Here is a 25924-nt window from a genome sequence, read left to right on the forward strand (position 1 = left end):
TGTTCGACCGTCCGTCGGAGGCCCTATTCTGTTGCCGCCCGAGCAACATCACGAAACGAACGTCAACTCATGATCATCGGGGGAACGTTGATCATGGGTCGGGTGAAAAGCCGAACGCAGGGGGGCGGTTCATGGTGCTGTTCGCGGTGCTGCTGATCGTGGTGGTGGCACTGGCGGGTGCGGCCGCCGTCGTCCTGGCCCGCCGCCGGCGGCCGCTGGACGCCGAGGCCGCCGACCGGGCGCTCGCGGCCGCCGCCGCACGCCTCGCCGCCGGGCAGGCCGCCCAGGCCCGCCGCCGGTACGCCCAGCTCGCCGGGCGGCTCGCCGACGCCCCCGAGGAACTGCGGCCCCGGCGCGGCCTCGCCCTGCTCGGCCAGGCCGAGGCCACCATCCCCACCGGCGACCAGCAGGCCACCCTCGCCCTCCACCGCGAGGCCTTCCCGCTGCTCGCCGACCCGGCCCGGCAGCTGCCCCGCTGGGGACTGCGCCGCCTCGCCGAGGAACGGACGGCGCAGGGGCCGGCCGCTTCGGGCGGCGACCTCGCCCCTGTCCTCGCCTTCCTCCAGGCCGCCGCCGCTGCCGCCGCTGCCGCCGCTGCCGCCACCGCCGCCACCGCCGCCGAACCGGGCGAATCCGGCGAGGAGGCCGCGGCCGCCGCCCGCGTCCAGGCCTGGCTGCAGCAGCTCTGCCGGGACGGCTCCGCCGAGCAGCGCGACCGGGCCACCGCCGGCGCCCTCGCCGCCCTCCCCGGCCGGGACTGGCCGGTGCTCGCCCGCGCCGCCCTGCTGCGCGCCACCGACCGGGCCGCCGAGGCCGAGCGGCTGCTCGCCGCCACCGCTCCCGGCGGCAGCGGCGAACTCTCCTTCCGCTGGGGCGCCCAGCTCTACACCCTGCACCGCGACGAGGCCGCCGTCGCCGCCTTCGACGAGGCGCTGCGCCGCGGCCCCGGCGAGCCCTCCCCGTGGGGCCGCGGCCCGGCGCTGCGCACCGACAGCCTGCTCTTCCGTGGCCTCGCCCGGCAGCGGCTCGGCGACACCGACGCCGCCTGGGCCGACCTCGTGGCCGCCGTCAACGAGAGCCCGACCGACCCCCGCCCCCGCTACGCGCTCGGCCGGCTCGCCCTGCTGCTCGGCGCCGACGAGCAGGCCCGCGAGCAGTTCGCCGCCGCCCTCACCGTCCAACCCGACTTCGCCCCGGCCCGGTTCGGCCTCGCCCTGGTCCACGAACGGGCCGGGAGCCCCGAGCGGGCCGCCGCCGACTACCGGGCGGGCCTCGACCGGGCCCCCGACTGGCGCCCCGCCAAGGTGCGGCTCGGCGCCGCCCTGCTCGCCGCCGGGCAGGCCGCCGAAGCCGAACCGCTGCTGCGCACCGAGGCCGCCACCGATCCCGCCGGCCGGTGGGCCCGGATCGCCGGCTACCACCACGGGCTCGCCCTCGCCCGCCAGGGCGACCCGGCCGGCGCCCTAGCCCGCTGGGAGCAGCTCGACGACCCGGAGCTGCGCGACCGCCGGGCCCTCGCCCGCGACCGGCTCGCCCGCACCCGCCTCGCCACCGACCCGGCCGCCGCCCGCGAGCTCTGGCAGCAGGCCGCCGCCGAGCGCCCCGAGGCCCCCGGCTACCGCGCCGCGCTGCGCGAAGCCGCCCTGCGCGAGGCCGCCCACCTGCTGGTCACCGGCCGCGACCACGCCGAGTCGCGCGGGCAGGCCGCCGCCGCGCTCGCCCTCGCCGACTCCCTGCCCGGCGCCCACACCCACCGGCAGGCCCGGCTGCGCGCGGCCCTGGCCCTTGCCGAGGGCCAGGCGCAGCCCGTCCTCACCCTGCTCGACGCCGCCGCCGGGCCGCGCGACCGCTACCACCTGGCGGCGGCCGCGCTGTCGACCGGCAGCCCGGTGCTCGCGGTGAAGCTGCTCGGCGCGGCCGACACCGCGCCGTCCGACCCGGCCGCCGCCCGGCTGCGCGCGGTGCTCGCCGAGCGGGCCGGGAACTGGGCCGGGGCGCTGGAGTGGTACCGGGACTTCCTGGCCGGCGACTCGCGGTCGGAGGCGCCGGCGGACGCGCCGGAGCAGCGCCCCGCCACCGCCGCCTGCGGGGGCTGCGGCCGCGAGGAGGCCGCGGACGACCTGTACGCGCCCGCCGGCGGCGCCTCGCCCCGCTGCGTCCGCTGCGCCGCCCCCGCGCTGCGCGCCGTCCTGGACTGCGCCCGCCGGGCCGGCACCCCCGAGCAGGCCGAACCCGTCCTCGCCGCCTGGACCGCCGCCTTCGGCGACAGCCCCGCGGCCGTACCCGTCCGGCTCGACCTGGCCCTGCTGCGCGCCGAACTCGGCCGGTTGGACGAGGCGTTGGCCGACCTGACGGCTCCGCCCGGGCGCGGGCGGTCCGCCCCGTCGGGCGCCGCGCAGTCCGATGCCGCGCAGTCCGATGCGGCTCGGGCCGATGCCGCCCGGGCCGCCGTCCTGGTCCGCCGGGCCGGCGCCGCGCTCGCCGAAGGGCGCCCCGGAGCGGCGGTCGGCGACCTGCGGGAGGCCCTGTCCCTCGCCCCCGCCCACCCGCGGGCGGCCGACGTGCTCGGCCTGCTCGCCGAGCACGAGGCGCACCAGCACGCCGTCGAGGGCCGCCACCGGGAGGCCTTCGACGCCTACCGGGCGCTGCTGGTCGCGGACCCGGCCCACCCCCGGCTGCTGCACGCGCTCGGGCTGGCCGGGTACCGGCTGGCCGTCGCGGAGGGGGAGCGCGGGACGGACGAGGTGTGGTCCTGGACCCTCGGCTGCCTGGTCGCCGCCCTGCACCAGGAGGGGCTGTGGACGGAGTCCGTCCGCAGCACCGGCCGCCCGCTCGACCCGCAGCGCCTGGCCGCCGCCCGTACCGCGCTCACCGACCGGCTCCGGGAGGACCTGCGCGCCCTCGACCGGGCCGCCGGGCGCAGCGGCGACGAGGCCCGGGCCTGGACGCTGCGGCTCGGCCTGGAGGCGCACAGCGCCGAGGCCTTCGCCGCGGAGGACGTCCGGATCGCGCCGCCCGGCCGCCCGGCCCGCCGCCTCGCGCTCGGCCCCACCCTCGACGGCCTGCTCCGGCGCCAGCCCGAACTCGCCGACTGGGGAGCCTGGTTCGACCGGGCCGTCGACGCCTGGCGCCGCCCGGCGGCCGACGCGGAACCGTCCGCCCTGACCCGCGCCCTCGACCTGTTCGGCGACCTCGGCCCGCAGCGCTACCTGCTGCTCCAGGGCCGCCAGGCCGCCGCCGTCGCCGCGCTGGACGCGGTGCCCGAGAACCGGCGGGACACGGCCTGGCGCATGCTGCTCGGCGCCTGCCTGATCGACCAGGCCCGCTCCCACCACCGCAACCAGGACTGGCGCGAGGTGCTGGAATGCCTCACCTGCGCCCGGGCCGTCCCCGGTCTGGGCCTGCCCGCGGACGTCCCGAGGATCGCCGCCGAGTCGGGCGTCCGCGCCGCCCGCGCGCTGCTCAAGCGCGGCGTCGACGACCAGGCCGGCGCGGCCGATCTCCTGGAACAGGCCCGGATGTTGGCCCCGGACGACCCGGAGGTGCGGGCCGACCTCGGCGCCACCTACGCCCAGTGGGCCCGCAAGGTCAACAACGAGGACCGGGACTACGTACGCGCCCTGTTCCTGGTGCGCAAGAGCCTGCGGCTCGCCCCCGGCGACCCGACCGCCAAGGACATCCTGGCGGCCGCCCTGAGCAACCGGGCCAACAAGCTCGCCCGTCCGGACGCCCCCGTCGCGGAGCTGGAGGAGGCCGCCGAGCACTGGCGCGAGCTGGTCGGCTTCCACCCGGACCCCGAACACCGCCTCGGCCTCGGCTTCGCCCTGCGCATGCTCGCCCGCGCCGCCGCCTTCGACGGCGACCGCGGCCGCGCGATCGGCCTGATGACCGAAGCCCTGGGCTACGACCCGGAGTGGAGCGGCGACCCCGCGCGCGAGGCCCCGCGCCGGATCAGCGTGATGCTCGCCAACCACATGCTGGACAACATGAAGGACAGCTCGTTCGTCCTCCAGGCGGCCATGCTCCAGAAGGCCATGTCCTTCGACGACTCGTCCGACCTGCGCCGGCTGATGGTCAACGTCTGGCGCGGCGAGGCCGCCGGGCACTTCAAGGCCCGCCGCTACGACGAGGCGATCCGGCTGCTGGAGGAGGCGGCCGGCCTGGCCGACAACCCGGAGCAGGTCGACACGGTGCGCGGCGAACTCGGCGTCGTCTACAGCGCGTACGCCGTCCAGCGGGCCAACGCCCGGCAGCTGGTCGAAGCGCGCCGGCTGATCCGCAAGGCCGTCGAGAACAGCCCCGGGGACTACGAGCTGCGCGCCCTGCAGTCGCGGATCGAGGCGATCCGCTGACGGGACGCGCCGTGCCGACGGCGCGCGACGGGCAGTCGGAACGCCGCGCGGTGACGGCAACCGCGCGGCGGCCGTCGTCGTCGTAGACCGTGCGCCAAGTCCCTGCCGCCACCGGTGAACACCGAGGAGAGAGACCGCCCGCCATGCCACTGCACGAACCGTCGCCGTACGAGGTCCTGGGCATCCCGCTCACGGCCGGCGTGCGCGAGATCAACGCGGCCGTGGGCCGGGCGACCAAGGCGGGCCGGTACACCCGCCAGCAGGTCCAGGAGGCCGCCGCGCTGCTGCGCGCCCCCGACCGGCGGCTGGAGGCGGACCTGCAGCAGCCGCTGCCGCCCGAACCGGTCGACCAGGCCGCCGAGTTGCTTGCGCCGGCGCTCGCCGAGCCGCTGCTGACGATCGAACGGCCCGCGCAGCCGCCCGCCGCCGCCCTGCTCGCGCTGCACCGCGCCGAGCTGGCCGCCGACTTCGCCGACCCGGCCCCCGCCGGAGTCGACCCCGAACCGCCCGTCCCCGCCCGCTACGCGGCCGACCTGTCCGTCCTGCCGCAGATCGAGGTACCGGAATGACCGACGCACCGCCCACCGAAGTCCTGCTCGCGGACCACCGGCCGCTGCCGATCCCGCCCGGGGTCGAGGACGCCGACCTGGAGCAGCTGTTCGGCCGACTCCTGTTCCGGGCCTCGCTGTTGGGCGGCAAGCTCGCGGACACCGAGCGCGCCGCCCAGGCCGAGCAGCGCGAACTGCTGCGCGCCCTGATCGAGGTGGACGACGCGCTCGCCGACCTCGCGCTGGACTCGGAGCTGGTCGCGCTCGGGCGCGGCGCCGGGATCGAGGCCACCCGGATGCGGATGCTCGGCCGGCTCCGCAAGGCCGAGGTGAAGGCGATGCGGCTGGAGGGCCTGTTCGCGGACCCGGCGACGACCGAGATCGTCGGTACCGAGGTCCGGCCCGGGGTGGCGCCGGAGACGGTGGTGCGGACGGTGGTCAACGGGTTCATGTGGAAGGGCGAGGTGCTGCGCCGGGCGCAGGTGGTGGTCGCCGCCGGGGCCCCCGATCCGCGCGTGTCGTCGGAGCCGGAGCCCGAGTCGGAGCCCGAGCCCGATCCGGAGCCGGAGGCGGCTGTGGTGCCGGAGCCGGACGCCGACTCGGTGTACGAGGAGCCGGTGGACGCCGCGCCCGAGCCCGCGCCGCCCGCCGCCGCCGCGCGGACCCGGCGGGTCCAGCCCCGGGTCCGCACCCGCAGCGGCCGCAAGCGCAAGAAGTAGCCAGCCCACCAGCGGCAAGAGGGGAACGACATGTACCGCACACTCGGCATCGACCTGGGGACCACCAACTCCGTGGTCGCCCACCTGCGCCGGGGCGAGCCGGAGATCATCTTCAACCGGCAGAACCAGGAGGCCACGCCCTCCGTGGTCGGCAGCGGCCGCAAGGGCGAACTGCTGGTGGGCTCCACCGCGCGCAGCCGGATCGCCATCGACGGCGCCAACGTGATCCGTTCGGTGAAGCGCTTCATGGGCCGCAAGTTCAAGGACCCGCAGGTGCAGGCGGCGCTCAAGGAGGTCGACTACAAGGTCACCGCGGGCGCGGACGGCGACGTCAACGTCTGGTTCAACGGCCGCTCCTACACGCCGATCGAGATCTCCGCGATCATCCTGCACCGGCTCAAGGAGGACGCCGAGCAGCGCTTCGGCGAGCCCTTCCACCGGGCCGTCATCACCGTTCCCGCCTACTTCGGCGAGCGGCAGGTGGCCGCCACCCAGGAGGCGGGCCGGATGGCCGGCCTGCACGTGCTGCGGATCATCAACGAGCCGACCGCCGCCGCGCTCGCGTACGGGATCACCTCGGAGGCGGGCGACGAGGGCCGGACCGTCCTGGTCTACGACCTCGGCGGCGGCACCTTCGACATCTCGATCCTGCTGCTGGTGCCCGGTTCGGTGTCGGTGCTCGGCATCGAGGGCGACAACCTGCTCGGCGGCGACGACTTCGACCGGGCGATCACCACCGCGCTGCTGGAGGACATCCGCGAGGAGTACGGCTCGGACTACCAGCCGGACCTGCGGGACCGCCCGAAGATCGCCTCGACCGCCGAGACGATCAAGATCGAGCTGTCCAACCAGGAGTCCTCCGAGGTGATCCTGCCCGGCCTCGGCGCCGGGCAGCTGGTGCTGGAGACCGAGTTCGAGCGGGCCCGCTTCGAGGAGCTGATCGAGGCGCAGATCGAGCGCACCATCGAGCTGACCCACAAGGCGATCATGCAGGCCAACCTCACCGTGGGCGACATCGACGAGGTGGTGCTGGTCGGCGGCTCCACCGCGATCCCGCTGGTCTCGCGCCGCCTCGGCGAGGTGTTCGGCACCCGCCGGATCCGGTACGGCGTCAACCCGATGCAGTGCGTGGCGCTCGGCGCGGCCGTGCAGTCCGCCCTGGTCGGCGAGGTGGAGTGCCCCGAGTGCCGGGCCCCCGGCGACCTCTCCGCCTCCAACTGCGCCAACTGCGCGACCACCCTGCTCGGCGGGGACCGGGTGTCCTGCCCCGGCTGCTACGTCCCGGTCGACGCGGCGGCCGCCGACTGCCCCAAGTGCGGCGCGGAGCTGGCCGGTTCGGGCACCGGCGGGGCGAGCGTCCCGAAGCAGTCGCAGGCCGCCACCGTCGTCCGGGTCGACAACTGCCCGCGCTGCGGCACCCCGGCCGCCCCCGGCGTCACCGCCTGCGACCTGTGCGGCGAGGCGCTGAACTCGGCCGCCCCCGGCAACACCAAGGTGTCGTCCACCGCGGCCGAGGACGTCGGCCTGCGCTGCGCCGGCTGCGCCCGGGTGAACCCGCCCGGCACCGAAGTCTGCACGGTCTGTGGCGAGTTGATGCAGGTCACCAACCCGTACGACATCACCCCGAAGAACCTCGGGATCGAGCTGAACGACGGCCGGCTGGCCGTGATGATCCCCAAGAACAGCAGCTACCCGACGAGTTCGCCGGTCAGCCGGGAGTTCGTGGTCTCCGGCAGCGGCCGCCAGCGGCTCGAAGTCGCCGTCTACGAGGGCGAGTACGAGATCGCCCAGCAGAACGAGCTGATCGGCCACCTCACCCTGCGGCTGCCCGAGGGGCTGGGCGGCCGCACCCCGGTGGAGGTCTCCTTCGGCCTCGACCGGGACCGCACCATCACCCTCTCGGTGCGCATCCAGGGCGGCGCCGAGAAGACCGTCAAGCTGGAGCGGGCCACCCTCGACCCCGAGCTGAAGGTGCAGGTCGAGGAGCAGCAGCGGCAGATCGAGACCTTCACCGACCGCTGGGGCAAGGAGCTGACCGAGGCCGAGATGCGCGAGGCCCAGCGGCTGATGAACACCCTCGACGACCTGGCCGCCGGGCAGACCCGCGGTCAGTCCGTCGACGAGGCGCTGGAGCGCGCGCAGCGCCAGCTCAAGGCGCAGCGCTGGGTGCGCGGCTCGGAGGCCTACCTGAGCCTGTTCATCCGCTACTGCGAGAAGCACCTGGACCCGAGCGACCTCGACCGGCTGCGCTCGGTGGCCGCCGAGCTGCGGCTGCGCCGCGAGGAGGCCGACTGGGAGGGCGCGATGCGCGCCGCCCAGCGGGCCGACGACCTGTGCGACTCGCTCGGGCACACCATGCGCATGCTGACCATGTGCAACGTGTACGTGAACCAGAACCTGGTCTCGCCGCTGCTGGCCCAGCAGATGCGGGCGCACCTGCGCGGCCTGGACGAGGCGGTGGAGGCCGCGAACATGGAGGAGGTGAACCGGCACATGTCGGCGCTGCTGGAGCTCTACGCGCAGGCCGAGCGGGAGCTCGGCAGCGAGCCGGCGGCCGAGTCGCTGGGCCCGGTCCGCCCGGAGGAGGCCGGTCCGCGATGAGCGAGCCCGACGTGCTGTGTCCGCTGTGCAAGGTCCCGGCGGACGGCCGGTCGCTGCGCTGCCCGTCCTGCCGGGAGGACCTGACCGCGCTGGCGCGGCTGCGCTACGCCGGTCGGATGGACTACAACGCGGCGCTGGCCGCGCTGCGGGCCGGGGAGGTGGCCGAGGCCCGGGTGCTGCTGCGCCGGGCCCTGGCGGCGGAGCCCGGGCTGGCACCGGCCCGGTCGCTGCTGGAGACGCTGGGCGCGGTCGGCACCGCGGTCGCCGGATCCGCGGGGCGGGAGGGCGACACGCCCTAGATGTGAGCAATCCCGGCAAATCGGTCCCTGGATCGCGTGAGATCGGTGATGAGTGTGATCGTCACACGGATTTTCGCCACCCTCACAAGGAGTGACGCCATGCGTATTCGCACCACCCTCGCCGCCACCGCGCTCGCCGCGGTGGCGGTCCTGGCCGGCGCCGGCACCGCTGCCGCCGGCGACGCGACCGCTGTCGGCACCGCGATCGGTTCGCCCGGTGTGCTGTCCGGCAACGTGATCCAGGTCCCGATCAACCTCGAGGCCAACATCTGCGGGAACACGGTCAGCGTGATCGGGCTCCTGAACCCGGCCATCGGGAACGTCTGCGTCAACGGCTGACGCGAGCGCCGGGGCCGTCCGTCGAACCAGGCGGGCGGCCCCGGTGCCGTGTTCGCACCCCCGTTCGGGGGTGGCGGTGCGGGCCCGGAACCGGCGACCATGGTCCCCGTCCCGCACCGCCGCACCGCCGCATCGAGGAGTCCGAGAACGTGCCGACCACGCCGACCCCGCGCAGCTACTCCTCCGGAGTCTCGGACGTCCCGCTGCTCGGGGACACCATCGGGGAGAACCTGGACCGCGCGGTGCGCGCCTTCCCGGACCGCGACGCCCTGGTCGACCGCGCCACCGCCCGTCGCTGGACGTACGCCGAACTCGCCGCCGACGTCGAGGCGCTGGCCCTCGGCCTGCTGGAGCTCGGGATCGCCAAGGGCGACCGGGTCGGCATCTGGGCGCCCAACTGCGCCGAGTGGCCGCTCACCCAGTACGCCACCGCCAAGCTCGGCGCGATCCTCGTCAACGTCAATCCGGCCTACCGCTCGCACGAGTTGGAGTACGTGCTGAAGCAGGCGGGCATCCGGCTGCTGGTCGCCGCCGAGCGGTTCAAGAGCTCCGACTACGCCGGCATGATCGAGGAAGTCCGGCCGCGCTGCCCGGAGTTGGAGCGCGTCCTGCTGCTCGGCAGCCCGGCCTGGGACGCCGTCGGCGCGGCCGGCCGCGCGGCCGATCCGGCGCGACTGGCCGAACGGGAGCGGGAGTTGGCCCCGGACGACCCGATCAACATCCAGTACACCTCCGGCACCACCGGCTTCCCCAAGGGCGCGACGCTCTCGCACCACAACATCCTCAACAACGGCTACTTCGTCGGCGAACTCCTCGACTACACCGAGCAGGACCGGATCTGCATCCCGGTGCCCTTCTACCACTGCTTCGGCATGGTGATGGGCAACCTGGCGGCCACCTCCCACGGCGCCTGCATGGTGATCCCCGCGCCCGCCTTCGAACCCGGCGCCACCCTGGCCGCCGTCGCCGCCGAGCGCTGCACCTCGCTGTACGGCGTGCCGACCATGTTCATCGCCGAACTCGCCGACCCGGACTTCGACCGCTACGACCTCGCCAGCCTGCGCACCGGCATCATGGCCGGCTCGCCCTGCCCGACCGAGGTGATGAAGGAGGTCATCGAGCGGATGGGCATGACCGAGGTCTCCATCTGCTACGGCATGACCGAGACCTCCCCGGTCTCCACCCAGACCCGCACCGACGACCCGGTCGAGCGCCGGGTCGCCACCGTCGGCCGGGTCGGCCCGCACCTGGAGGTCAAGGTCGTCGACCCCGCCACCGGCCGCACCCTCCCGCGCGGCGAGCCCGGCGAACTCTGCACCCGCGGCTACTCCGTCATGCTCGGCTACTGGGGCGAGCCCGAGCGCACCGCCGAGGCGATCGACGCCGCCCGCTGGATGCACACCGGCGACCTGGCCGTGATGGACGAGGACGGCTACCTCGCCATCACCGGCCGCATCAAGGACATGGTGATCCGCGGCGGCGAGAACCTCTACCCGCGCGAGATCGAGGAGTTCCTGTACACCCACCCCGACGTCCTCGACGTCCAGGTGATCGGGGTGCCCGACCAGAAGTACGGCGAGGAGCTGATGGCCTGGATCCGCATGCGCGACGGCGCCGAGCCGCTCACCGCCGAAGCCGTCCGCGACTACTGCACCGGCCGCCTCGCCCACTTCAAGATCCCGCGCTACGTCCACGTGGTGGACGAGTTCCCGATGACCGTCACCGGCAAGATCCGCAAGGTCGAGATGCGCGAGGAGGCCCTGCGCATCCTGGGCCTCTGACGTCGGCTTCTGGCGCCGGCCGCTGACGTCGGCCGCTGACCCCGCGCCGGGCGCGCACGGCCGGCGCGCGCTCGCCCGCGCGGGTGGGACACCGCCCGCGCGGGTGTGCGGCACCGCCGGTGCGCGCACAAACCCCGACATGACGACCCGTACCCGTACCCGCGCCCGGGCCCTCGCCGCGGACGCCACCCTCGCCCTGCTGGCCGCCCTGGCCTTCGCCGCGCCGGCCGCCCCGGCCGACGCCGCCCCCGCGCGCCCCGCGGCGACCTGCGGCCAGACCGTCGCCCAGACCCGCCAGGACCTCGCCAACGTCGGAGCCCCGACGAGCCGCACCGACTGGCAGGGCGTCCGCGACGACGCCCAGCGCTTCGTCGACTCCCACCCCTACAACGGCTCCGGCACCACCAGGCTGCGCCAGGACATCAACGAGCTGAACGCCGTCTGCGCCCCCTGACCCGCGGAAACGCCGATGGCCGACGAGGGCTCCGCTCCTCGCCGGCCATCGGTGTCCGTGGACGTCAGCGCGCGCCCCACTCGCGGTCGGTGGGGACGATCTCGCGGCCGAGCGGCATCAGCGAGATCGGGATCATCTTGAGGTTGGCCCAGCCGAAGGGGGCGCCGATGATCGACAGGAACAGCGGGATGCTGGTGACCAGGTGCGCGAGGGCCAGCCACCAGCCGGCGAAGACGAACCAGATGACGTTCCCGATGCAGGAGGCCGCCCCGGCGTCGGGCCGCTCGACGGTGGTGCGGCCGAACGGCCACAGGATGAACCCGGCGATCCGGAACGAGGCGATGCCGAACGGGATGGTGACGACCAGTACGCAGCAGATGATGCCGGCGAGGACGTAGGCAAGCGCCATCCAGAGGCCGCAGAAGAGCAGCCAGATGACATTGAGGATGAACTTTATCGCCTTCATGGCGGGTACCTTCTCACGACTGGTGGTCTCGACCTACCACCGAGCCATGCCCGTGGGCCGGGGTGTCTACGCCACTAGGGGACGGACCTCAGGGGCGGCTCCGGGTCGGCGACGGGGGCGCCGGTGGGTGGCCGGTGGGTGGGGCCGGTGGGGCGGTCGGGGCCCCTGGGGAGACCGGGGAGAAATTTCTTCGAAGTGACCTGCAACCCCCGTGGGGGTCGCACGTCTATCAGGGTGAGACGGTCGGGAAGGCCCGGTCGTGTCACTCCGAATCCATCATCCTTCGGCCCTTGGTCGGCGCCGGCTGTGCTGCCCGACCACGATGGGCCGTATGCGAACCCACTGGGGGGATCGTCATGGGCAAGAACACCGTGGCCACCGTCGTCAGGCGTCGCGCCGGCATGGCCGCTGCCGGGCTGGCCGTCGTCCTGGGCGGGGGCCTGCTCGCCGCCGCGCCGGCGTCGGCGTCCGGGTTCACCTACCAGCCGATCGACACCGCGGGCTCCGCGGTCTCGCTGCAGGTCGGCTTCAACGGCAAGTGCCTGGAGGTCGCGGACTCGCGCACCGACGACGGCGCGCCGATCCAGCAGCGGACCTGCAACGGTGCCGCCAACCAGAAGTGGGTGTTCGCGAACGGTGTCGCCCGGAACGTGAACAGCGACAAGTGCCTGGACGTGCCGTTCGGCACCGCGGCGGTCGGCACCGCGATCGAGCAGTGGACCTGCAACGGCGGTGACAACCAGCGCTGGGGCAAGACCAACGTCACCTCGGACGGGGCGATGGCGGTCGTCAACGTCAAGAGCGACCGCGTCCTGGACGTCGCCGGCTGGAACCAGGCCGACGGCGCCCCGGTGGTCCAGTGGTACGCGCAGGGCACCGCGGCGAACCAGCACTGGAACCTGGTCGGCTGATCCGGCACCGGCCTCCTCCCTCCGGATCCGGCGTGCCGGGTCCGGAGGGAAGGTTTGGAACGGGTCGTATGCGTCTGATTCACTGGGGGGCAGTCGCGTCGTCAACCTCCCCGACTGGAAGCGCAGATGATCGAAGCAGCCCTCGACGGCACCCCCGCCCTGTTCCCGGTGTTCGCCGTCCTCGGGCTGCTGCTCGGGGCCGGGGCGGGGTGGCTCGCGCGGCGCAGGGGCGCGCCGGTGGCGGTGGCCGTGCTGTGGGGGCTGAGCCTGGCGGGGGAGTTGGCGGTCACGCTGACGCCCACGACCAGCGAGGTGTCCGGGCGGGCGACTTGTGCGATCGGGGCGTCCGCCTGGAACGAACTGCTCGCCACGCAAGGGAAGTTGAACATCGCGCTGTTCGTGCCGCTCGCGGCCTTCGGCGTGCTGCTGTTCCGGCGGCCGGTGACGGTCCTGGCGGGCTGTGCGGTGCTGTCCGCCGGGACGGAGGCCGCGCAGGCGCTGCTCCGCACCGGGCGGGCCTGCGATGCCACGGACTTCCTGGACAACACCGCCGGGGCGGTGCTGGGCGTGCTGCTCGGGGTGGGCTGGCTGATGGCCCGCCGGGCCCGGCCGGCCGGGTCGCTGCGCGACCTGTGGCAGGGGGCGGTGGTCGGCGGCGTCGGGCTGGCGGCGGTCGGGCTGGTGCTGCACCTCGGAGTCCGGGTGTACTCGGGCGACCCGGGCCTCGCCGCGCCGCCGTCCGACGACATCGTGACGGCGCAGCGGGTGGCGGAGGGCCTGTTCGGCCCGCAGGCCCGGGTGTCGACGACGACGTCGAGCGACCCGACGCTGCCGCCGCAGGTCATGGACGTCACCACCGATCGGGGGACCTTCCGGATCGAACAACCCTCCGGGAGGCTGCTCGCCGCCGCGGCGGAGGACGACCGGGCCGGGGCCGCGCTCGCCCCGGAGCAGGTGGTCGCCGCCGGGACGGCGTTCGCGCAGACCTGGTTCGCCGACCGGATCGCCGGACTGACGCCGGTCGTCACCCCCGCCGGGTCGAACGGCGCGGACCGCAGGCTGAGTTACCGCCGACCGGCCGACCCGGCCGGCCCGGCCGGGGCGGCCGCGGTGCGCGTCGACGTCACCGTGTCCGCCGCCGGCCGGGTGCTGGCGGCCGAGGCCTCCTAGGCGCGGGGCAGGTACGCCAGCCCGTGCGCGCCCGGCTCGGCGAGCTTGGGGACGGTGAGGCGTGCGACGACCCGCAGGCTCGGCAGGTCGACGACCTCGACGGTGGACGAGACGACGCAGGACACGTAGGCCAGCTGCCCGTCCGGCGAGGAGGTGATGGTGAGCGGGAACAGCCCGACCTCGACGGACCCGGCGAGCCGGTGCGTGGCCGCGTCGAACACCGTGAGCCGGCCGGGGAGTTGGCGGCCGAGCGGGGAGTCCGGGTCGGCGGCCGTCCGGACCTCGCCGGCGAGCAGCAGCCCGGTGGTGGTGAGGTGGACCGGCAGGATGACGTCCTCGGTGGGCAGCACGTCGACGACGGAGGCGGTGGCGGCGTCGATCACGCGCAGGCCCGGCTCCGCGCGGTGCGGGCCGGGCGCGGCGTAGGGGCCGGCGACGTAGACCCGGGCGCCGTCCGGGGAGACGGCCAGGCCCTCGCTGCCGGGCACCTCGATCTTGGCGGTCAGGACGCCCCGGCCGAGGTCGACGACGGAGACGAACGGCGCCTCCTTGTTGGTGGCGTAGCCCGTCCGCCCGTCCGGGGAGATCGCGAACCAGTGCGGGCCGGGGGCGTCGGTGTCGATCCGGCCGAGCGGGCGGCGGGTCCCGGTGTCGATCACGACGACGCCGCCGGGCCGGTCCGCCGAGGCCTCGACGCTGACGTAGAGGCGGTTCCGGGCGGTGTCCAACGCCAGCCCGTGCGGCCCGTGTTCGGGCGCGAGGTCGATCACCTCGATGATCCGCCGGGTGTCGGCGTCGATGACGGTCAGTTCGGTGCGGCGGCCGCTGTTGGCGTGGTAGTAGCCGGAGCCGTACGCGGTGGTGCACCAGAGCTCCCGCCGGGTCGGGTCGAAGCACAGCTCGTGCGGTTCGGCGGTGACCCGGAGGGTGTCGAGGTGCCGGTCGGTGGCGGCGTCGAAGAAGCAGACGGTCGGGCCGCTCTGGCTGACGACGGCGAGGACGTCGCCCTCGCGGCCGGAACGGGCGGACGGGGAGGTGGAGTTGGGCACCGTGGCTCCTGGTCGGGAGGATTCGTGGACGGCTCCACCCTCGTCGACCGGGGAGAGCCGCGGCAATGCAAGAATCGGCACGCGATAGTTGCTCCCAGCGCAAAACCACAGCTCGGAAGGCACCGGATGGACCTCAACCTGCTGCGCGCCCTGGACGCGCTGCTCCAGGAGAGCAGCGTCACCCGGGCCGCCGAGCGCCTCGGCACCTCCCCGGCGGCGGCCAGCCGGATGCTCGGCCGGCTGCGCCGCGCGGTCGGCGACCCGCTGCTGGTGCGGGCCGGGCAGGGGCTGGTCCCGACCCCGCGCGCCCTCGAACTCCGGGAGGAGGTGGGCGCGTTGCTGCGCGACTGCGACGGCCTGCTGCGGCCGGGGGCGGGCTTCGAACCGGGCCGGTTGCACCGCACCTTCACCGTGCAGGCGAGCGACCTGCTGCTGGCCCGGACGGCCGGGCCGCTGGCGGAGCGGGTGCGCGCGGAGGCGCCGGACGTGGACGTGGTGTTCCTGTCGGAGGCGCTGGAGGGCGGGCCGGGGCTGCGGCAGGGGCTGGTGGACGTCGAGCTGGGTGTGCTCGGGCACCTCGACCCGGAGGTGCGCACCCGGCGGCTGCTGCGGTGGCCGCTGGTCGGGGTCGCGCGCGCCGGCCACCCGCTGTTCGCGGCGCGGCGGATCGACGCCCGCCGGTTCGCCGCCGCCGAGCACATCGGCGTCTCCCGGCTCGGGCGACGGCACGGGCCGATCGACGACGCGCTCGCCGGGCTCGGGCTGCGCCGCCGGGTCGCCGTGGTGGTGCCCGGCCACACCGCCGCGTTGCTGCTGGCCCGGGACACCGACCTGGTGGCGCTCACGCTGGCGGACTGGCGGCCGGAGACCGTGGCCGCGCTGGGCCTGCGCACCTTCCCGATCCCGCTGGAGCTGGAGCCGCTGGACCTCGGCATGGCCTGGCATCCGCGCAACGACGCCGACCCGGGGCACCGGTGGTTCCGCGAGCACCTGGCGGCGGCCGTCCTGCCGGAGGCGGAGGCGGAGGCGGAGGCGGACGGGGGTCGCTCGGGAGGGTGATCCCGGGTGACCCCGCTCGGTGCCCGGCGGCTCGGCGGGATACCCTGCGGGGGTACAGGGCGGATGGGGCGACCGGGACGGGAGGTGAGCCGATGGGGCGGTCACCGCGGCCGTTCGGCCCGTCGATCCCGTGGGTGCCACGGCTGTTGCTGCTGGCCGCGCTGGTGCTCGGCATCGTGACGATGCACACCCTCGGCCACCCGTCCGGTGGACATGGCGGACATGGTGGTCACGACGGGCACGGTCGCCCGGTGCAGTCGGCGGCAGGTGCGAGCCACCACGCGATGGCCGACAGCATGGCCGCGGCCGTCGAGCAGTCCGCCGCGTTCGGCTCCGCCGACCCCGGCACCGCCGACGGCATGGACCCGATGGCCGTCTGCCTCGCCGTCCTGGCCGGCTGGGCGCTGGTGCTCCTGGTCGCCGGCCCGCTGCTGCGCCGCAGCGGCGACGCCGCCGCCGAGGTACGGGCCCGCCTGCTGCGGGCCGTCCGCGCGTTGCCGCCGCCCGGAGGCGGGCGGCTGCTCCTCACCCGGTTGTCGGTGCTGCGTCAGTAGGCGCGCGCCGGCCGTGCCGTGCCCGCGTGCGCGCCTTCGCGCCCGCGCACGGAACGGCCGACGCGCCCTCCGACCACACCCACACCACCCCACGAGGTGCACTCCGTCATGCGCACACCCACCCGTCGTTCCGTGCTCGGCGCGGCGCTCGCCGCCGCCGGCACCGGCCTGCTCGCCGCCTGCTCGTCCGACTCGATGAAGGGCATGGACCACTCGGGCATGGCCGGCATGAACCACGGCGGCGCGAGCAGCCCCGCTGCGGCCCCGCCCGCCGGCTTCGTCACCCCGGACGGTCCCGAGGTGGCCGCCGCCGAGGCCCGGCGCAACCCCGGCCCCGAGCGCAAGGTCGCGCTCACCGCCACCGAGACCACCCTGGACCTCGGCGGCCGCACCGTCCGCAGCTGGGCGTACGGCGACCGCCTGCCCGGCCAGGAGATCCGGGCCAAGGCGGGCGAGACCCTCGCCGTCTCGCTCGCCAACCACCTGCCGCAGCCCACCTCCCTGCACTGGCACGGCCTCGCGCTGCGCAACGACATGGACGGCGTGCCGGGCCTGACCCAGGCCGCCGTCAAGGCCGGCGCCGCCTTCGACTACCGCTTCGCGCTCGCCCACCCGGGCACCTACTGGCTTCACCCGCACTCCGGCGTCCAGCAGGACCGCGGCCTGTACGCGCCGCTGGTCGTCGAGGACCCGCAGGAGCCGCTGCGGTACGACAAGGAGTGGGTCGTCGTCCTGGACGACTGGGTGGACGGCGTGGACGGCAGCACGCCGGACGCGGTGCTCGCCGAACTCGCCAGGGGCATGGCCGGGACGGACCACTCCGGCCACGACATGTCGAACATGCCGGGAATGCCGGGAATGCCCGGGATGGACATGGGCGGCGGCTCCCCGAGCGGTCCGAGCTCCCCCGGCCCGAGCGGCCCGTCCCGGATGCTGATGGGCGCCACCAGCCCGCTGCTGGGCGGCGACCCCGGCGACGTCGCGTACCCGTTCCACCTGGTCAACGGCCGCCTCGCGACCGCTCCCGAGACCTTCACGGCCAAGCCCGGCGACCGCGTCCGGATCCGGCTGGTCAACGCGGGCGGCGACACCGCCTACCGGGTCGCCCTCGGCGGCCACGAGCTGACGGTCACCCACACCGACGGCTTCCCGGTCGAGCAGGCCGCCACCCAGGCGCTGCTGCTCGGCATGGGCGAGCGCTACGACGTGCTGGTCACCGTCAAGGACGGCGTGTTCCCGCTGACGGCGCTCGCCGAAGGCAAGAACGCGTCCGCCCTGGCCGTGCTGCGCACCGGCGGCGGCGCCGCGCCCGACGCCTCCGCCCGTCCGGCCGAGCTGGACGGCAAGCTGCTCACCGCCGCGCAGCTCAAGGCCGATGCGAGCGTCCGGCTGCCCGCCAGGGCCCCGGACCGCACCATCGGGCTGGAGCTGACCGGCGGCATGGCGAAGGCGGACTGGGGCTTCAACGGCCGTACGTACGACCCGGCGCAGCGCTACCCGGTGGCGGCGGGGGAGCGGGTGCGGCTGGAGTTCCGCAACAGCACGAGCATGTGGCACCCCGTCCACCTGCACGGGCACACCTTCGCGCTGGGCGGGGACGGCCCGCGCAAGGACACCGCCGTCGTGCTGCCCGGCACGACCCTGGCCGTCGACTTCGACGCCGACAACCCGGGGTTGTGGATGGTGCACTGCCACAACGTCTACCACGCGGAGACGGGCATGATGACGGTCCTCGGTTACCAGGCGTAACCGCGGTCCGAGGAGCGGGACGCCGGGGCGGGGAGCGCGTGCCCCCCGCCCCGGCGCCGACCGTGCGGCACCCGGCCACCCGCCCGACCTGCGCGGCCATGACGTTTTCTTAACGCGGGCCGATGACGTGTCCTTAGCACCTGTCGCATAGCCTGGCGCACTGCCGTCGCCCGACGGCGCTTTTACGGGGTCTTTAAACAAGAGGTGCAAGGTGGTTTCGTCGGGTTCGACGGAGGTGACGACGGAGGAGCCGTCGTCCGCGCGAATACGGCTGCGCAGCTGGCTGCTCGAGGACATGTCCCCCGAGAAGGCCGCCGCCAGGAAGGCCGAGGCCGAGGCCGCGAAGGCGCGGGACGGCGGTGCGGAGCCGGGGGACTCCGCCGCCGCCGTCGATCACGCAGCGCACGCGGGCCAGCCGTGGTGGCGCGTGATGTGCCTGACCGGCCTGGACTACTTCTCGACGCTCGGTTACCAGCCCGGCATCGCCGCCCTGGCGGCCGGCCTGCTGTCGCCGATCGCGACGATCGTGCTCGTGCTCGTCACCCTGCTGGGCGCGCTGCCGGTCTACCGGCGGGTCGCCAAGGAGAGCCCGCGCGGTGAGGGCTCGATCGCGATGCTGGAGCGGCTGCTGTCGTTCTGGAAGGGCAAGCTGTTCGTCCTCGCGCTGCTCGGCTTCGCGGCGACGGACTTCATCATCACGATCACGCTCTCGGCGGCCGACGCCAGCGCGCACCTGGTGGAGAACCCGCACCTGACCGGCGTGCTCGGCGGCAAGCAGATGATCATCACGCTGGTCCTGGTCGCCCTGCTGGGCGCGGTGTTCCTCAAGGGCTTCAGCGAGGCGATCGGCCTGGCCGTGGGGCTCGTCGGGATCTACCTGGCGCTCAACGTGGTCGTCGTCGCGGTCGGCATCTGGAAGATCATCCAGGCGCCGCACGTCGTCACCGACTGGTCCGGCGCGCTGACCGCCGAGCACGGCAACGTGTTCGTCATGATCGGCCTCTCGCTCACGATCTTCCCGAAGCTCGCGCTCGGCATGTCCGGCTTCGAGACCGGCGTCGCCGTGATGCCGCACATCAAGGGCGACGCGGGCGACACCGAGGCCAACCCGGTCGGCCGGATCCGGGGCACCCGCAAGCTGCTCACCACCGCCGCCGTGATCATGAGCACCTTCCTGATCGCCACCAGCTTCATCTGCACCCTGCTGATCCCGGCCAAGGAGTTCGAGGCCGGCGGCGAGGCCAACGGCCGCGCGCTCGCCTTCCTGGCGCACGAGTACCTGGGCGGTGCCTTCGGCAGCGTCTACGACCTGTCGACCATCGCGATCCTCTGGTTCGCCGGCGCCTCCGCCATGGCGGGCATGCTCAACCTGCTGCCCCGCTACCTGCCGCGCTACGGCATGGCCCCGCACTGGGCGCGGGCCGTCCGGCCGATGGTGATCGTGCTGACGCTGATCGGCTTCCTGATCACCTGGCTGTTCGACGCGAACGTCGACGCCCAGGGCGGCGCGTACGCGACCGGTGTGCTGGTCCTGATCAGCTCGGCGGCCATCGCCGTCACCATCGCGGCCTACAAGAAGCGCCAGCGCGGCTGGACCATCGGCTTCGGGATCATCGCGGCGGTCTTCCTGTACACCACGGTGCTGAACACCATGGAGCGCCCGGACGGCATGAAGATCGGTGCCTGCTTCATCGCCGGCATCATCCTGATCTCGCTGCTCTCGCGACTGCGGCGCGCCTTCGAGCTGCGCGTGACGAACGTCGAGCTCGACGATGTGGCGGAACGTTTCATCAGGGACTACGCGCACCGCCCGCTGCGCCTGATCGCCAACGAGCCGACCAAGCGCGACAACGCCGAGTACCGCGACAAGATCCGGCAGATCCGCGCCGACAACGACATCCCCGGTGAGGACGACCTGGTCTTCGTCGAGGTCACCGTTCGGGACGCCTCCGACTTCGAGTCCGAGCTGACCGTGCGCGGCGAGGTCCTGCACGGGCGCTACCGGGTGCTCACCCTGGAGAGCTCCAGCATCCCGAACGCGATCGCCGCCCTGGCGCTCACCGTCCGGGACCGCACCGGGCAGCGGCCGCACCTCTACTTCGAGTGGACCGAGGGCAACCCGTTCGCCCAGTTCCTGCGGTTCTTCCTGTTCGGCCAGGGCGAGGTCGCGCCGGTCACCCGCGAGGTGCTGCGCGAGGCCGAGCCGGACCGCACCCGGCGGCCGCGCGTGCACGTCGGCTGACGCCTTCGGGAGGTGTGACACGGCCCGCCCGGTCCTGGTGACCGGGCGGGCCGTTCGCGTTCCCCGGGGCTCGCTCAGGAGGGCAGGCGCAGGACCAGGCCGGGGCGGATGAGGTCCGGGTCCTCGCCGACGACGGAGCGGTTGAGGTCGTAGAGGGCGGGCCAGCCGCCGGGGACGCGCAGGACGGTGGCCAGCCGGTCCAGGGAGTCGTCCTCGCGGACGGTCCACCGGCCGTCCGAGGGGGAGGGGGCGGGGACGGGGGCCGGCGGCGGGGGCAGGACGGCTTCGCGCCCGTGGTCCCGGGTGGCGCGGGCGCCGCAGACCGGCCACGGGGAGAGGCCCCGCTGCCCGGCCAGCCGCTGGGCGACGGCGATCTGCTCCTCGCGGCTGGCCAGGTCGGCGCGCGGGGCGAAGGCCAGGCCGCCGGTCTCGCGCCAGGTCGGGTCGTCGAACTGGAGGCCGCCGAAGTAGCCGTTGCCGGTGTTGATGTGCCAGTCGCCGCTGCTCTCGCAGGCCGCCACGCCCTCCCAGTCGTACGGGCCGCCGGCTGGTCCGCCGCTCGTGCGGCCGCCGTCACCGCCCGGGGGAGCGGCGTGGGCCGCGGGGGCCGCGAGGGCCACGGCGAGGGCGCAGAGCGCGGCGGGGAGCAGGCGGCGGAGGTGAGCGGTGGGAGGCATCGGCGGCTCTCAGGTCCGGGGACAGGGCGTGCGCCGTTCGGAGACGGCGCCCTCCCACCGACGCACGCCGGACGGGGCGTGCGGTCGCCGACACGTCCGAGAGGTCACCCGAGCGGCCGACCGGGACCACCCCGGCAGCCCGCCGCCATCCGGCCGTACCGCCAGCCCGGGCGAAGCGCCGGAGCCGGCGCGGCCGCCCACTGACTCCCGCGCTCCCCGAGGGCCCGCCGCGCCCCGCGCGGCGGGCCCTGTCACCCGGTGGCCCTGACGTAGATGTCACTCGGCCCCGGCCGGTGGTGTGCCGGCAGGGGCCCGTGCCGGAGCCGGGGAGGCTACCGGTGTGCGGAGGTTTCGCGGCGGCGCAGTGCCCGCAGGCCGGCGTAGGCGGCTGTGGTTGTCCAGAGGAGCATGATCAGCAGGCCGGTGCAGTGGCTGTAGTGGATGCCGGGCTCGGCCTGGGTGCGCAGGGCGTACTGGCCGGCGCGGTCGGGGAGGAACTGGGCGGCCTCGCGGATGCCGGGGATGGCGGTCAGCCAGGTGGTGCCCAGGAAGAGGGTGGGGGTGAGGAGGCCGAGGGCGGCGGTGAAGTTGCCGAGTGCGGAGGTCAGGCCGAGGCACAGGACGACCAGCAGCGGGTGGTAGAGGACGCCGGCCAGGAAGCTCCGGGCCAGGCCCGGGGTGGTGAGGTCCAGGCCGGTCGTGGTGGCGACGGCGAGGAAGGAGAGGGTGGTCGAGGCGAGCCCGAGCAGCAGGCCGAGTGCGGCGCCGAGGGTCAGCTTGGCGAGGTAGAGGTGCCGGCGGCGGGGGACGGCGGTGAGCGAGACGTCGATCATCCGGGTGTTGAACTCCTGCCCGATCAGCAGGATCCCGAGGCAGGCGACGGCCACGTGGCCGAAGTTGAGGCCGTAGTAGACGGTGTTGGCCGGGTCCTCGCCGGGTGTCGTGTCGGACGCGTAGGCGAGGCCGACTGCGGCGGTGATGCCGGTGTTCAGCACCAGGGCGACCAGGGGGGCCGTCCACTGCGACGGCAGAGTGGCGAACTTGATCCGTTCGGCGCGCAGGGCGTGTGCGGTGGTGGTCATCGGCGTCTCGGCTCCGGGAGGTTCGCGGGATTCGTCAGCGGTGGCGGATCGCGCGCAGGCCGCCGTAGGCGGCCGCGCCCGTCCAGAGGGCCATGAGGAGCAGGCCGGTCCAGTGCCCGTACGCGAGTTGCGGGTCGTCGGTGTAGCGCAGCGCGTACTGGCCGGCCCGGTCGGGCAGGAACTGCGCCACCCGCCGCACCCCGGGCAGGCCGGCGAGCAGGGGCGAGAGCAGGAAGACGGTCGGCACCAGCAGGCCCATGGCGGCGGTGAGGTTGCCGAGCACCGTCGTCACGCCGAGGCAGAACACCACGAGGAGGACGGGGTAGAGCACGCCGGCGGTGGCGCTGCGGGCGAGGGCGGGGCCGTTCCAGGCGCCCGGGACGGTGGCCGCGTACCCGGCGAAGGCGCCCGCCGTCCCGGCCGCGCCGACGCCGAGGGCGACCAGTGCGCCGAGGGCCAGCTTGGCTCCGTACAGCCACCCGGGCCGGGGGACGGCCAGGCGCGAGACGTCGATCATCCGGGTGTTGAACTCCTGGCCGATCAGCAGGATCCCGAAGCAGGCGAGTGCGGCCTGGCCGAAGTTGAGGCCGTAGAAGACGCCGACGCCGGGGTCGTCGGTGAGGTGGCGATCGGTGCCGCCGAGGGCGGCGCCGATCGCAGTGGTGACGCCCGCGGTCAGCAGGAGGGCGAGCACCGGCGGGAGCCAGAGCGAGCGGAGGGTCGCCAGCTTGATCCGTTCGGCGCGCAGGGCGGGGGCGGCGCGGTGAGGCGTGCTCATGGCCGCACCTCCGCCCGGTAGTCGACGCTGTCGGCGGTCATCCGCATGAACGCCTCCTCCAGGGAGTCCTGGTGGACGGCGATCTCGTACAGCACCACGCCGTGCGCGGCGGCGAGCGCGGCGATCCGCTCCGGCGCGGCGCCGGTCACCTCCCAGGCGCCGTCCTCCGCCGGTTCGGCGGTGACCGCGTCGGCGCCCGGCTCCGGCAGGGCGCCGCCGCCGAGCAGGGCGGCCAGCTTCGTCGGATCGACCGCGCGGACCCGGATCCGGGGGCGGCCGTGGCGGTCGATGAAGTCGGTGGTCGCGGCGTCCGCCAGCAGCCGGCCCCGGCCGATCACCACCAAGTGGTCCGCGGTGAGGGACATTTCGGCCATCAGGTGGGAGGACAGCAGCACCGCCCGGCCCTCGGCGGCGAGGTCGCGCAGCAGCGTGCGGATCCAGCGGATGCCCTCCGGGTCGAGGCCGTTCACCGGCTCGTCGAGCAGCAGGGCCGGCGGGTCGCCGAGCAGCGCGGCGGCGACGCCGAGGCGCTGGCGCATGCCGAGCGAGAAGCCGCGGATCCGGCGGCCGGCCGCGTCGGCCAGGCCGACCTGGGCGAGCACCTCGTCCACCCGGCGGTCCGGCAGGCCGTTGCTCGCGGCGAGCCAGCGCAGGTGGCCGCGCGCCGTCCGGCCGCCGTGCAAGGCGTGGGCGTCCAGCAGCGCGCCGACCCGCCGCAGCGGCTCGGTCAGTTCGCGGTACGGGCGGCCGTCGATCAGGGCGCGTCCGGCGGTGGGCCGGTCCAGCCCGAGCACCATCCGCAGGGTGGTGCTCTTGCCCGCGCCGTTCGGGCCGAGGAAGCCGGTCACCACCCCCGGCCGGACCTCGAAGGAGAGGTCGTCGACCACGCGTACGCCGTCGTACTCCTTGGTGAGGCCCTGGATCTCGATCATGGTCGTGCCGCCCTCCATCGGGGTGTCGTCCCGCGCTGACGACCCCATTCGACCGGACCGGGCGGGCCCGGCGGATCCCGCCGGGGACGGGATCGGCCTCCCTCTCCGGAGGGAGACGGCCGGAGGCCGCAGCGGGACGACCGGAGCGCCGCTGACCTGGCAGGATGGCCGAATGCCCAGAGGTCGAACGCCCAGAGGTCGAATGCCCAGAGGTCGAACACGCGGAGGTCGCATACGTAGAGGCCGCGTGCCCAGGACCCTCGCGCCGCTGCTGGCCGGTGCCACGTACGCCCGCTGGCTGCACCTGCTGATCGGGTGGATCTTCGCGGGCGTCGTGCTGATGATCTACCCCGGGACGAACCACGGGAGCCTCACCCGGATCGTGACGGTGAGCGCCGCGGTGGATGCCGCGCTGCTCGGGCTGATCGCGCTGCTGCCCGCGGTCCGGCGCGCCGAGGGTGTCCAGGCGCGGCTGCTGCTGGTGCCCGACCGGGAGGAGGACATCGCGGTCGAACCCGCCCGCACCCGGGCGGACCGGTGGCGCACGGCCGGCTGGCTGGTCGGCCGGGTCGCGCTCGGGTCGGCGGTCGGCTTCGCCCTGGTGCTCACGCTCACGGCCTGCCAGCGGCTCCTGGCCGGGCCCGGCCTCGGCCCGGCCGGTGCCCGGCCCGGCCAGGGGGACGCGCCGTGGTGGTGCCTGCCGCTCGTTCCCCTGCTGCTCTTCGGCTACGGCTGGCTGACCGTCTGCGCCGGACGCCTCCAACTCGCCATGGCCGTACGGCTGCTGGGGCCGTCCCCGGCCGAGCGGCTGGCCGAGGCCGAACTGCGCGCCGAACGCCTGCTGGAACGCAACCGGTTGGCCCGCGAGTTGCACGACTCCATCGGCCACGCGCTGACGGTGACCGTCATCCAGGCGGGTGCGGCGCGCGAGGTCGGCGACTGGGCGTTCGCCGCCAAGGCGCTCGAAGTCATCGAGGAGACCGGCCGGCAGGCCATGGACGACCTCGAACGGACCCTCGTCCTGCTCGACGAGACCGCCGACGGCACGGCTGCCGAGCGCCCCGGCATCGAGCACCTGCCCGCCCTCCTCGACACCGTGCGGGCGGGCGGCAGCCCGGTCGACGCGTCGGTCGAGGTGCCGCCCGGCCGGCTGCCCGGGGTGCTCTCGCGCGAGTCCTACCGGATCGTCCAGGAGGGCGTCACCAACGCGCTCAAGTACGCCCCCGGCGAGCCGATCAGCGTCCGGATCGCCGTCCGGGACGGGCAGTTGGAGCTGCGCTGCGCCAACCCGGTGCCGGCCGCCGGCGCACCCGCGGGCGGTGCGGCACCGCGCAAGGGCGGCAAGGGACTTCGCGGCATCCGTGAGCGCGCCGCGCTGCTCGGCGGGGAGGCGACGGCGGGCCCGGAGGCGGGCAGCTGGGTGCTGGCCGTCCGGGTGCCCCTACGCTTGGGCGCGTGATGATCGACATTCTGCTCGCCGACGACGAGGACCTGGTCCGCGCCGGACTGCGCGCCGTCCTGGAGGCGCAGGGCGACCTGCGGGTCGTCGGCGAGGCGGCGGACGGCGCCGAGGCGGTGGCGCTGGCCCGTGCGCTGCGCCCGCACGTGGTGCTGATGGACGTCCGGATGCCGGTGCTGGACGGCCTGGCGGCGACCCGCGAACTCGTCCGGGCCGGGGTGCCGGACGGGCAGCCGCCCAAGATCCTGGTCGTCACCACCTTCGAGAACGACGACTACGTCTACCAGGCGCTGCGGGCGGGCGCCGACGGCTTCCTGCTGAAGCGCGCCCGCGCGGCCGAAGTCGCCCACGCGGTACGGCTGCTCGCGGCCGGCGAGTCGCTGCTCTTCCCGGCGGCACTGCGCCGCCTCGCCGCCGGCCGGGGCAACCCGACCGCCCGCGACGCCATGGCCCGCGCCGCCCTGACCGAGCGCGAGGCCGAGGTGCTGCGCCTGGTGGCCGGCGGCCTGACCAACGGTGAGATCGCCGAGCGGCTGTTCCTCGGGGTGCAGACGGTGAAGACCCACGTGAGCAGCGTGCTGGCGAAGCTCGGCGCGCGCGACCGCACCCAGGCGGTCATCGCCGCCTACGAGTCCGGCTTCGTCGAACCGTCCGAGTAGCGCGGCGGCTCCCCGCCGCCGGGCGGCGGGCACGACGAGGGCCC

General features: G+C 74.8%; 22 protein-coding genes. 16 read left to right on the forward strand and 6 right to left on the reverse strand.

What is annotated here, in order from left to right; all coding sequences use genetic code 11:
- Positions 1–131: 131 nt before the first annotated feature.
- The 8 genes from AB2U05_RS27965 (at position 132) to AB2U05_RS28000 (ending at position 11093) form a co-directional block, all read left to right on the forward strand.
- The gene (locus AB2U05_RS27965) at positions 132–4352 is read left to right on the forward strand and encodes a hypothetical protein (protein ID WP_369184569.1); all 4221 of its coding nucleotides are present in this window, start codon (positions 132–134) and stop codon (positions 4350–4352) included.
- 143 nt (positions 4353–4495) lie between these two features.
- Positions 4496–4921: a hypothetical protein gene (locus AB2U05_RS27970; protein WP_045692929.1), complete on the forward strand. Its 426-nt coding sequence runs from the start codon at positions 4496–4498 to the stop codon at positions 4919–4921.
- Entirely contained in the window at positions 4918–5619 is a 702-nt protein-coding gene (grpE, locus tag AB2U05_RS27975) for a nucleotide exchange factor GrpE (protein WP_369184570.1), read from the forward strand. Before AB2U05_RS27970 ends, grpE begins: the two co-directional genes overlap by 4 nt.
- 30 nt (positions 5620–5649) lie before the next feature.
- Positions 5650–8220 (forward strand): Hsp70 family protein, encoded by a 2571-nt coding sequence (locus tag AB2U05_RS27980; protein WP_369184571.1) that lies wholly within the window; start codon positions 5650–5652, stop codon positions 8218–8220.
- A complete protein-coding gene (locus AB2U05_RS27985) occupies positions 8217–8519 on the forward strand; it encodes a hypothetical protein (RefSeq protein WP_369184572.1) in 303 nt (100 codons plus the stop codon). The genes AB2U05_RS27980 and AB2U05_RS27985 overlap by 4 nt, the downstream gene beginning before the upstream one ends.
- A gap of 99 nt (positions 8520–8618) precedes the next feature.
- Positions 8619–8858 carry a chaplin gene (locus AB2U05_RS27990; RefSeq protein ID WP_045692931.1) on the forward strand — a complete coding sequence of 80 codons (240 nt, stop codon included), beginning with the start codon at positions 8619–8621 and terminating at the stop codon, positions 8856–8858.
- A 149-nt stretch (positions 8859–9007) separates the two neighbouring features.
- Positions 9008–10639, forward strand: coding sequence for an AMP-binding protein (locus AB2U05_RS27995; protein WP_369184573.1), 1632 nt, complete (start codon positions 9008–9010; stop codon positions 10637–10639).
- Positions 10640–10778: 139 nt separating this feature from the next.
- Positions 10779–11093, forward strand: a complete 315-nt coding sequence (locus tag AB2U05_RS28000; protein WP_244178645.1) for a hypothetical protein — start codon at positions 10779–10781, stop codon at positions 11091–11093.
- A gap of 64 nt (positions 11094–11157) precedes the next feature.
- Here the strand turns inward: AB2U05_RS28000 and AB2U05_RS28005 are convergent, their stop codons facing one another.
- The gene (locus AB2U05_RS28005) at positions 11158–11559 is read right to left on the reverse strand and encodes a YccF domain-containing protein (RefSeq protein ID WP_045692933.1); all 402 of its coding nucleotides are present in this window, start codon (positions 11557–11559) and stop codon (positions 11158–11160) included.
- A 356-nt stretch (positions 11560–11915) separates the two neighbouring features.
- On the opposite strand from AB2U05_RS28005, the gene AB2U05_RS28010 reads away from it, so the two are divergent.
- Entirely contained in the window at positions 11916–12470 is a 555-nt protein-coding gene (locus AB2U05_RS28010; RefSeq protein ID WP_369184574.1) for an RICIN domain-containing protein, read from the forward strand.
- A gap of 126 nt (positions 12471–12596) precedes the next feature.
- Positions 12597–13640 (forward strand): VanZ family protein, encoded by a 1044-nt coding sequence (locus tag AB2U05_RS28015; RefSeq protein WP_369184575.1) that lies wholly within the window; start codon positions 12597–12599, stop codon positions 13638–13640.
- Here AB2U05_RS28015 and AB2U05_RS28020 read toward each other — a convergent pair.
- Positions 13637–14689: a YncE family protein gene (locus tag AB2U05_RS28020; RefSeq protein WP_045711050.1), complete on the reverse strand. Its 1053-nt coding sequence runs from the start codon at positions 14687–14689 to the stop codon at positions 13637–13639. The two genes, AB2U05_RS28015 and AB2U05_RS28020, sit on opposite strands and share 4 nt — an antisense overlap.
- Before the next feature lie 126 nt (positions 14690–14815).
- Here AB2U05_RS28020 and AB2U05_RS28025 point away from each other — a divergent pair, with 126 nt between their 5' ends.
- The 4 genes from AB2U05_RS28025 (at position 14816) to AB2U05_RS28040 (ending at position 20293) form a co-directional block, all read left to right on the forward strand.
- Positions 14816–15748: a LysR family transcriptional regulator gene (locus AB2U05_RS28025; RefSeq protein WP_369184576.1), complete on the forward strand. Its 933-nt coding sequence runs from the start codon at positions 14816–14818 to the stop codon at positions 15746–15748.
- Between the two features lie 134 nt (positions 15749–15882).
- Entirely contained in the window at positions 15883–16302 is a 420-nt protein-coding gene (locus tag AB2U05_RS28030; protein ID WP_369184577.1) for a hypothetical protein, read from the forward strand.
- 108 nt (positions 16303–16410) lie between these two features.
- Positions 16411–18051 carry a multicopper oxidase family protein gene (locus tag AB2U05_RS28035; protein ID WP_369184578.1) on the forward strand — a complete coding sequence of 547 codons (1641 nt, stop codon included), beginning with the start codon at positions 16411–16413 and terminating at the stop codon, positions 18049–18051.
- A gap of 295 nt (positions 18052–18346) precedes the next feature.
- Complete coding sequence (locus AB2U05_RS28040) at positions 18347–20293, forward strand: amino acid transporter (RefSeq protein WP_244178647.1); 1947 nt, start codon at positions 18347–18349, stop codon at positions 20291–20293.
- A gap of 74 nt (positions 20294–20367) precedes the next feature.
- On the opposite strand, the gene AB2U05_RS28045 is transcribed toward AB2U05_RS28040, so the two are convergent.
- From AB2U05_RS28045 to AB2U05_RS28060, 4 genes are all read right to left on the reverse strand, one after another.
- Positions 20368–20970, reverse strand: a complete 603-nt coding sequence (locus tag AB2U05_RS28045) for a transglycosylase family protein (RefSeq protein ID WP_369184579.1) — start codon at positions 20968–20970, stop codon at positions 20368–20370.
- Positions 20971–21302: 332 nt separating this feature from the next.
- Entirely contained in the window at positions 21303–22052 is a 750-nt protein-coding gene (locus tag AB2U05_RS28050) for a hypothetical protein (protein ID WP_369184580.1), read from the reverse strand.
- A gap of 34 nt (positions 22053–22086) precedes the next feature.
- On the reverse strand, positions 22087–22830 hold the full coding sequence (locus AB2U05_RS28055) for a hypothetical protein (protein ID WP_369184581.1): 744 nt from the start codon (positions 22828–22830) through the stop codon (positions 22087–22089).
- On the reverse strand, positions 22827–23762 hold the full coding sequence (locus AB2U05_RS28060) for an ABC transporter ATP-binding protein (protein ID WP_045692990.1): 936 nt from the start codon (positions 23760–23762) through the stop codon (positions 22827–22829). The genes AB2U05_RS28055 and AB2U05_RS28060 overlap by 4 nt, the downstream gene beginning before the upstream one ends.
- A 247-nt stretch (positions 23763–24009) precedes the next feature.
- Between AB2U05_RS28060 and AB2U05_RS28065 the strand changes: the two genes are divergently transcribed.
- Together AB2U05_RS28065 and AB2U05_RS28070 are read left to right on the forward strand one after the other, a co-directional pair.
- Positions 24010–25221, forward strand: coding sequence for a sensor histidine kinase (locus tag AB2U05_RS28065; protein ID WP_369184582.1), 1212 nt, complete (start codon positions 24010–24012; stop codon positions 25219–25221).
- Complete coding sequence (locus AB2U05_RS28070) at positions 25218–25880, forward strand: response regulator transcription factor (protein WP_045709966.1); 663 nt, start codon at positions 25218–25220, stop codon at positions 25878–25880. The genes AB2U05_RS28065 and AB2U05_RS28070 overlap by 4 nt, the downstream gene beginning before the upstream one ends.
- The last annotated feature ends 44 nt before the right edge of the window (positions 25881–25924 follow it).

This window comes from Streptomyces sp. Y1 (assembly GCF_041053115.1).
GTDB classification, from domain to species: Bacteria; Actinomycetota; Actinomycetes; order Streptomycetales; family Streptomycetaceae; genus Kitasatospora; species Kitasatospora rubellomurina.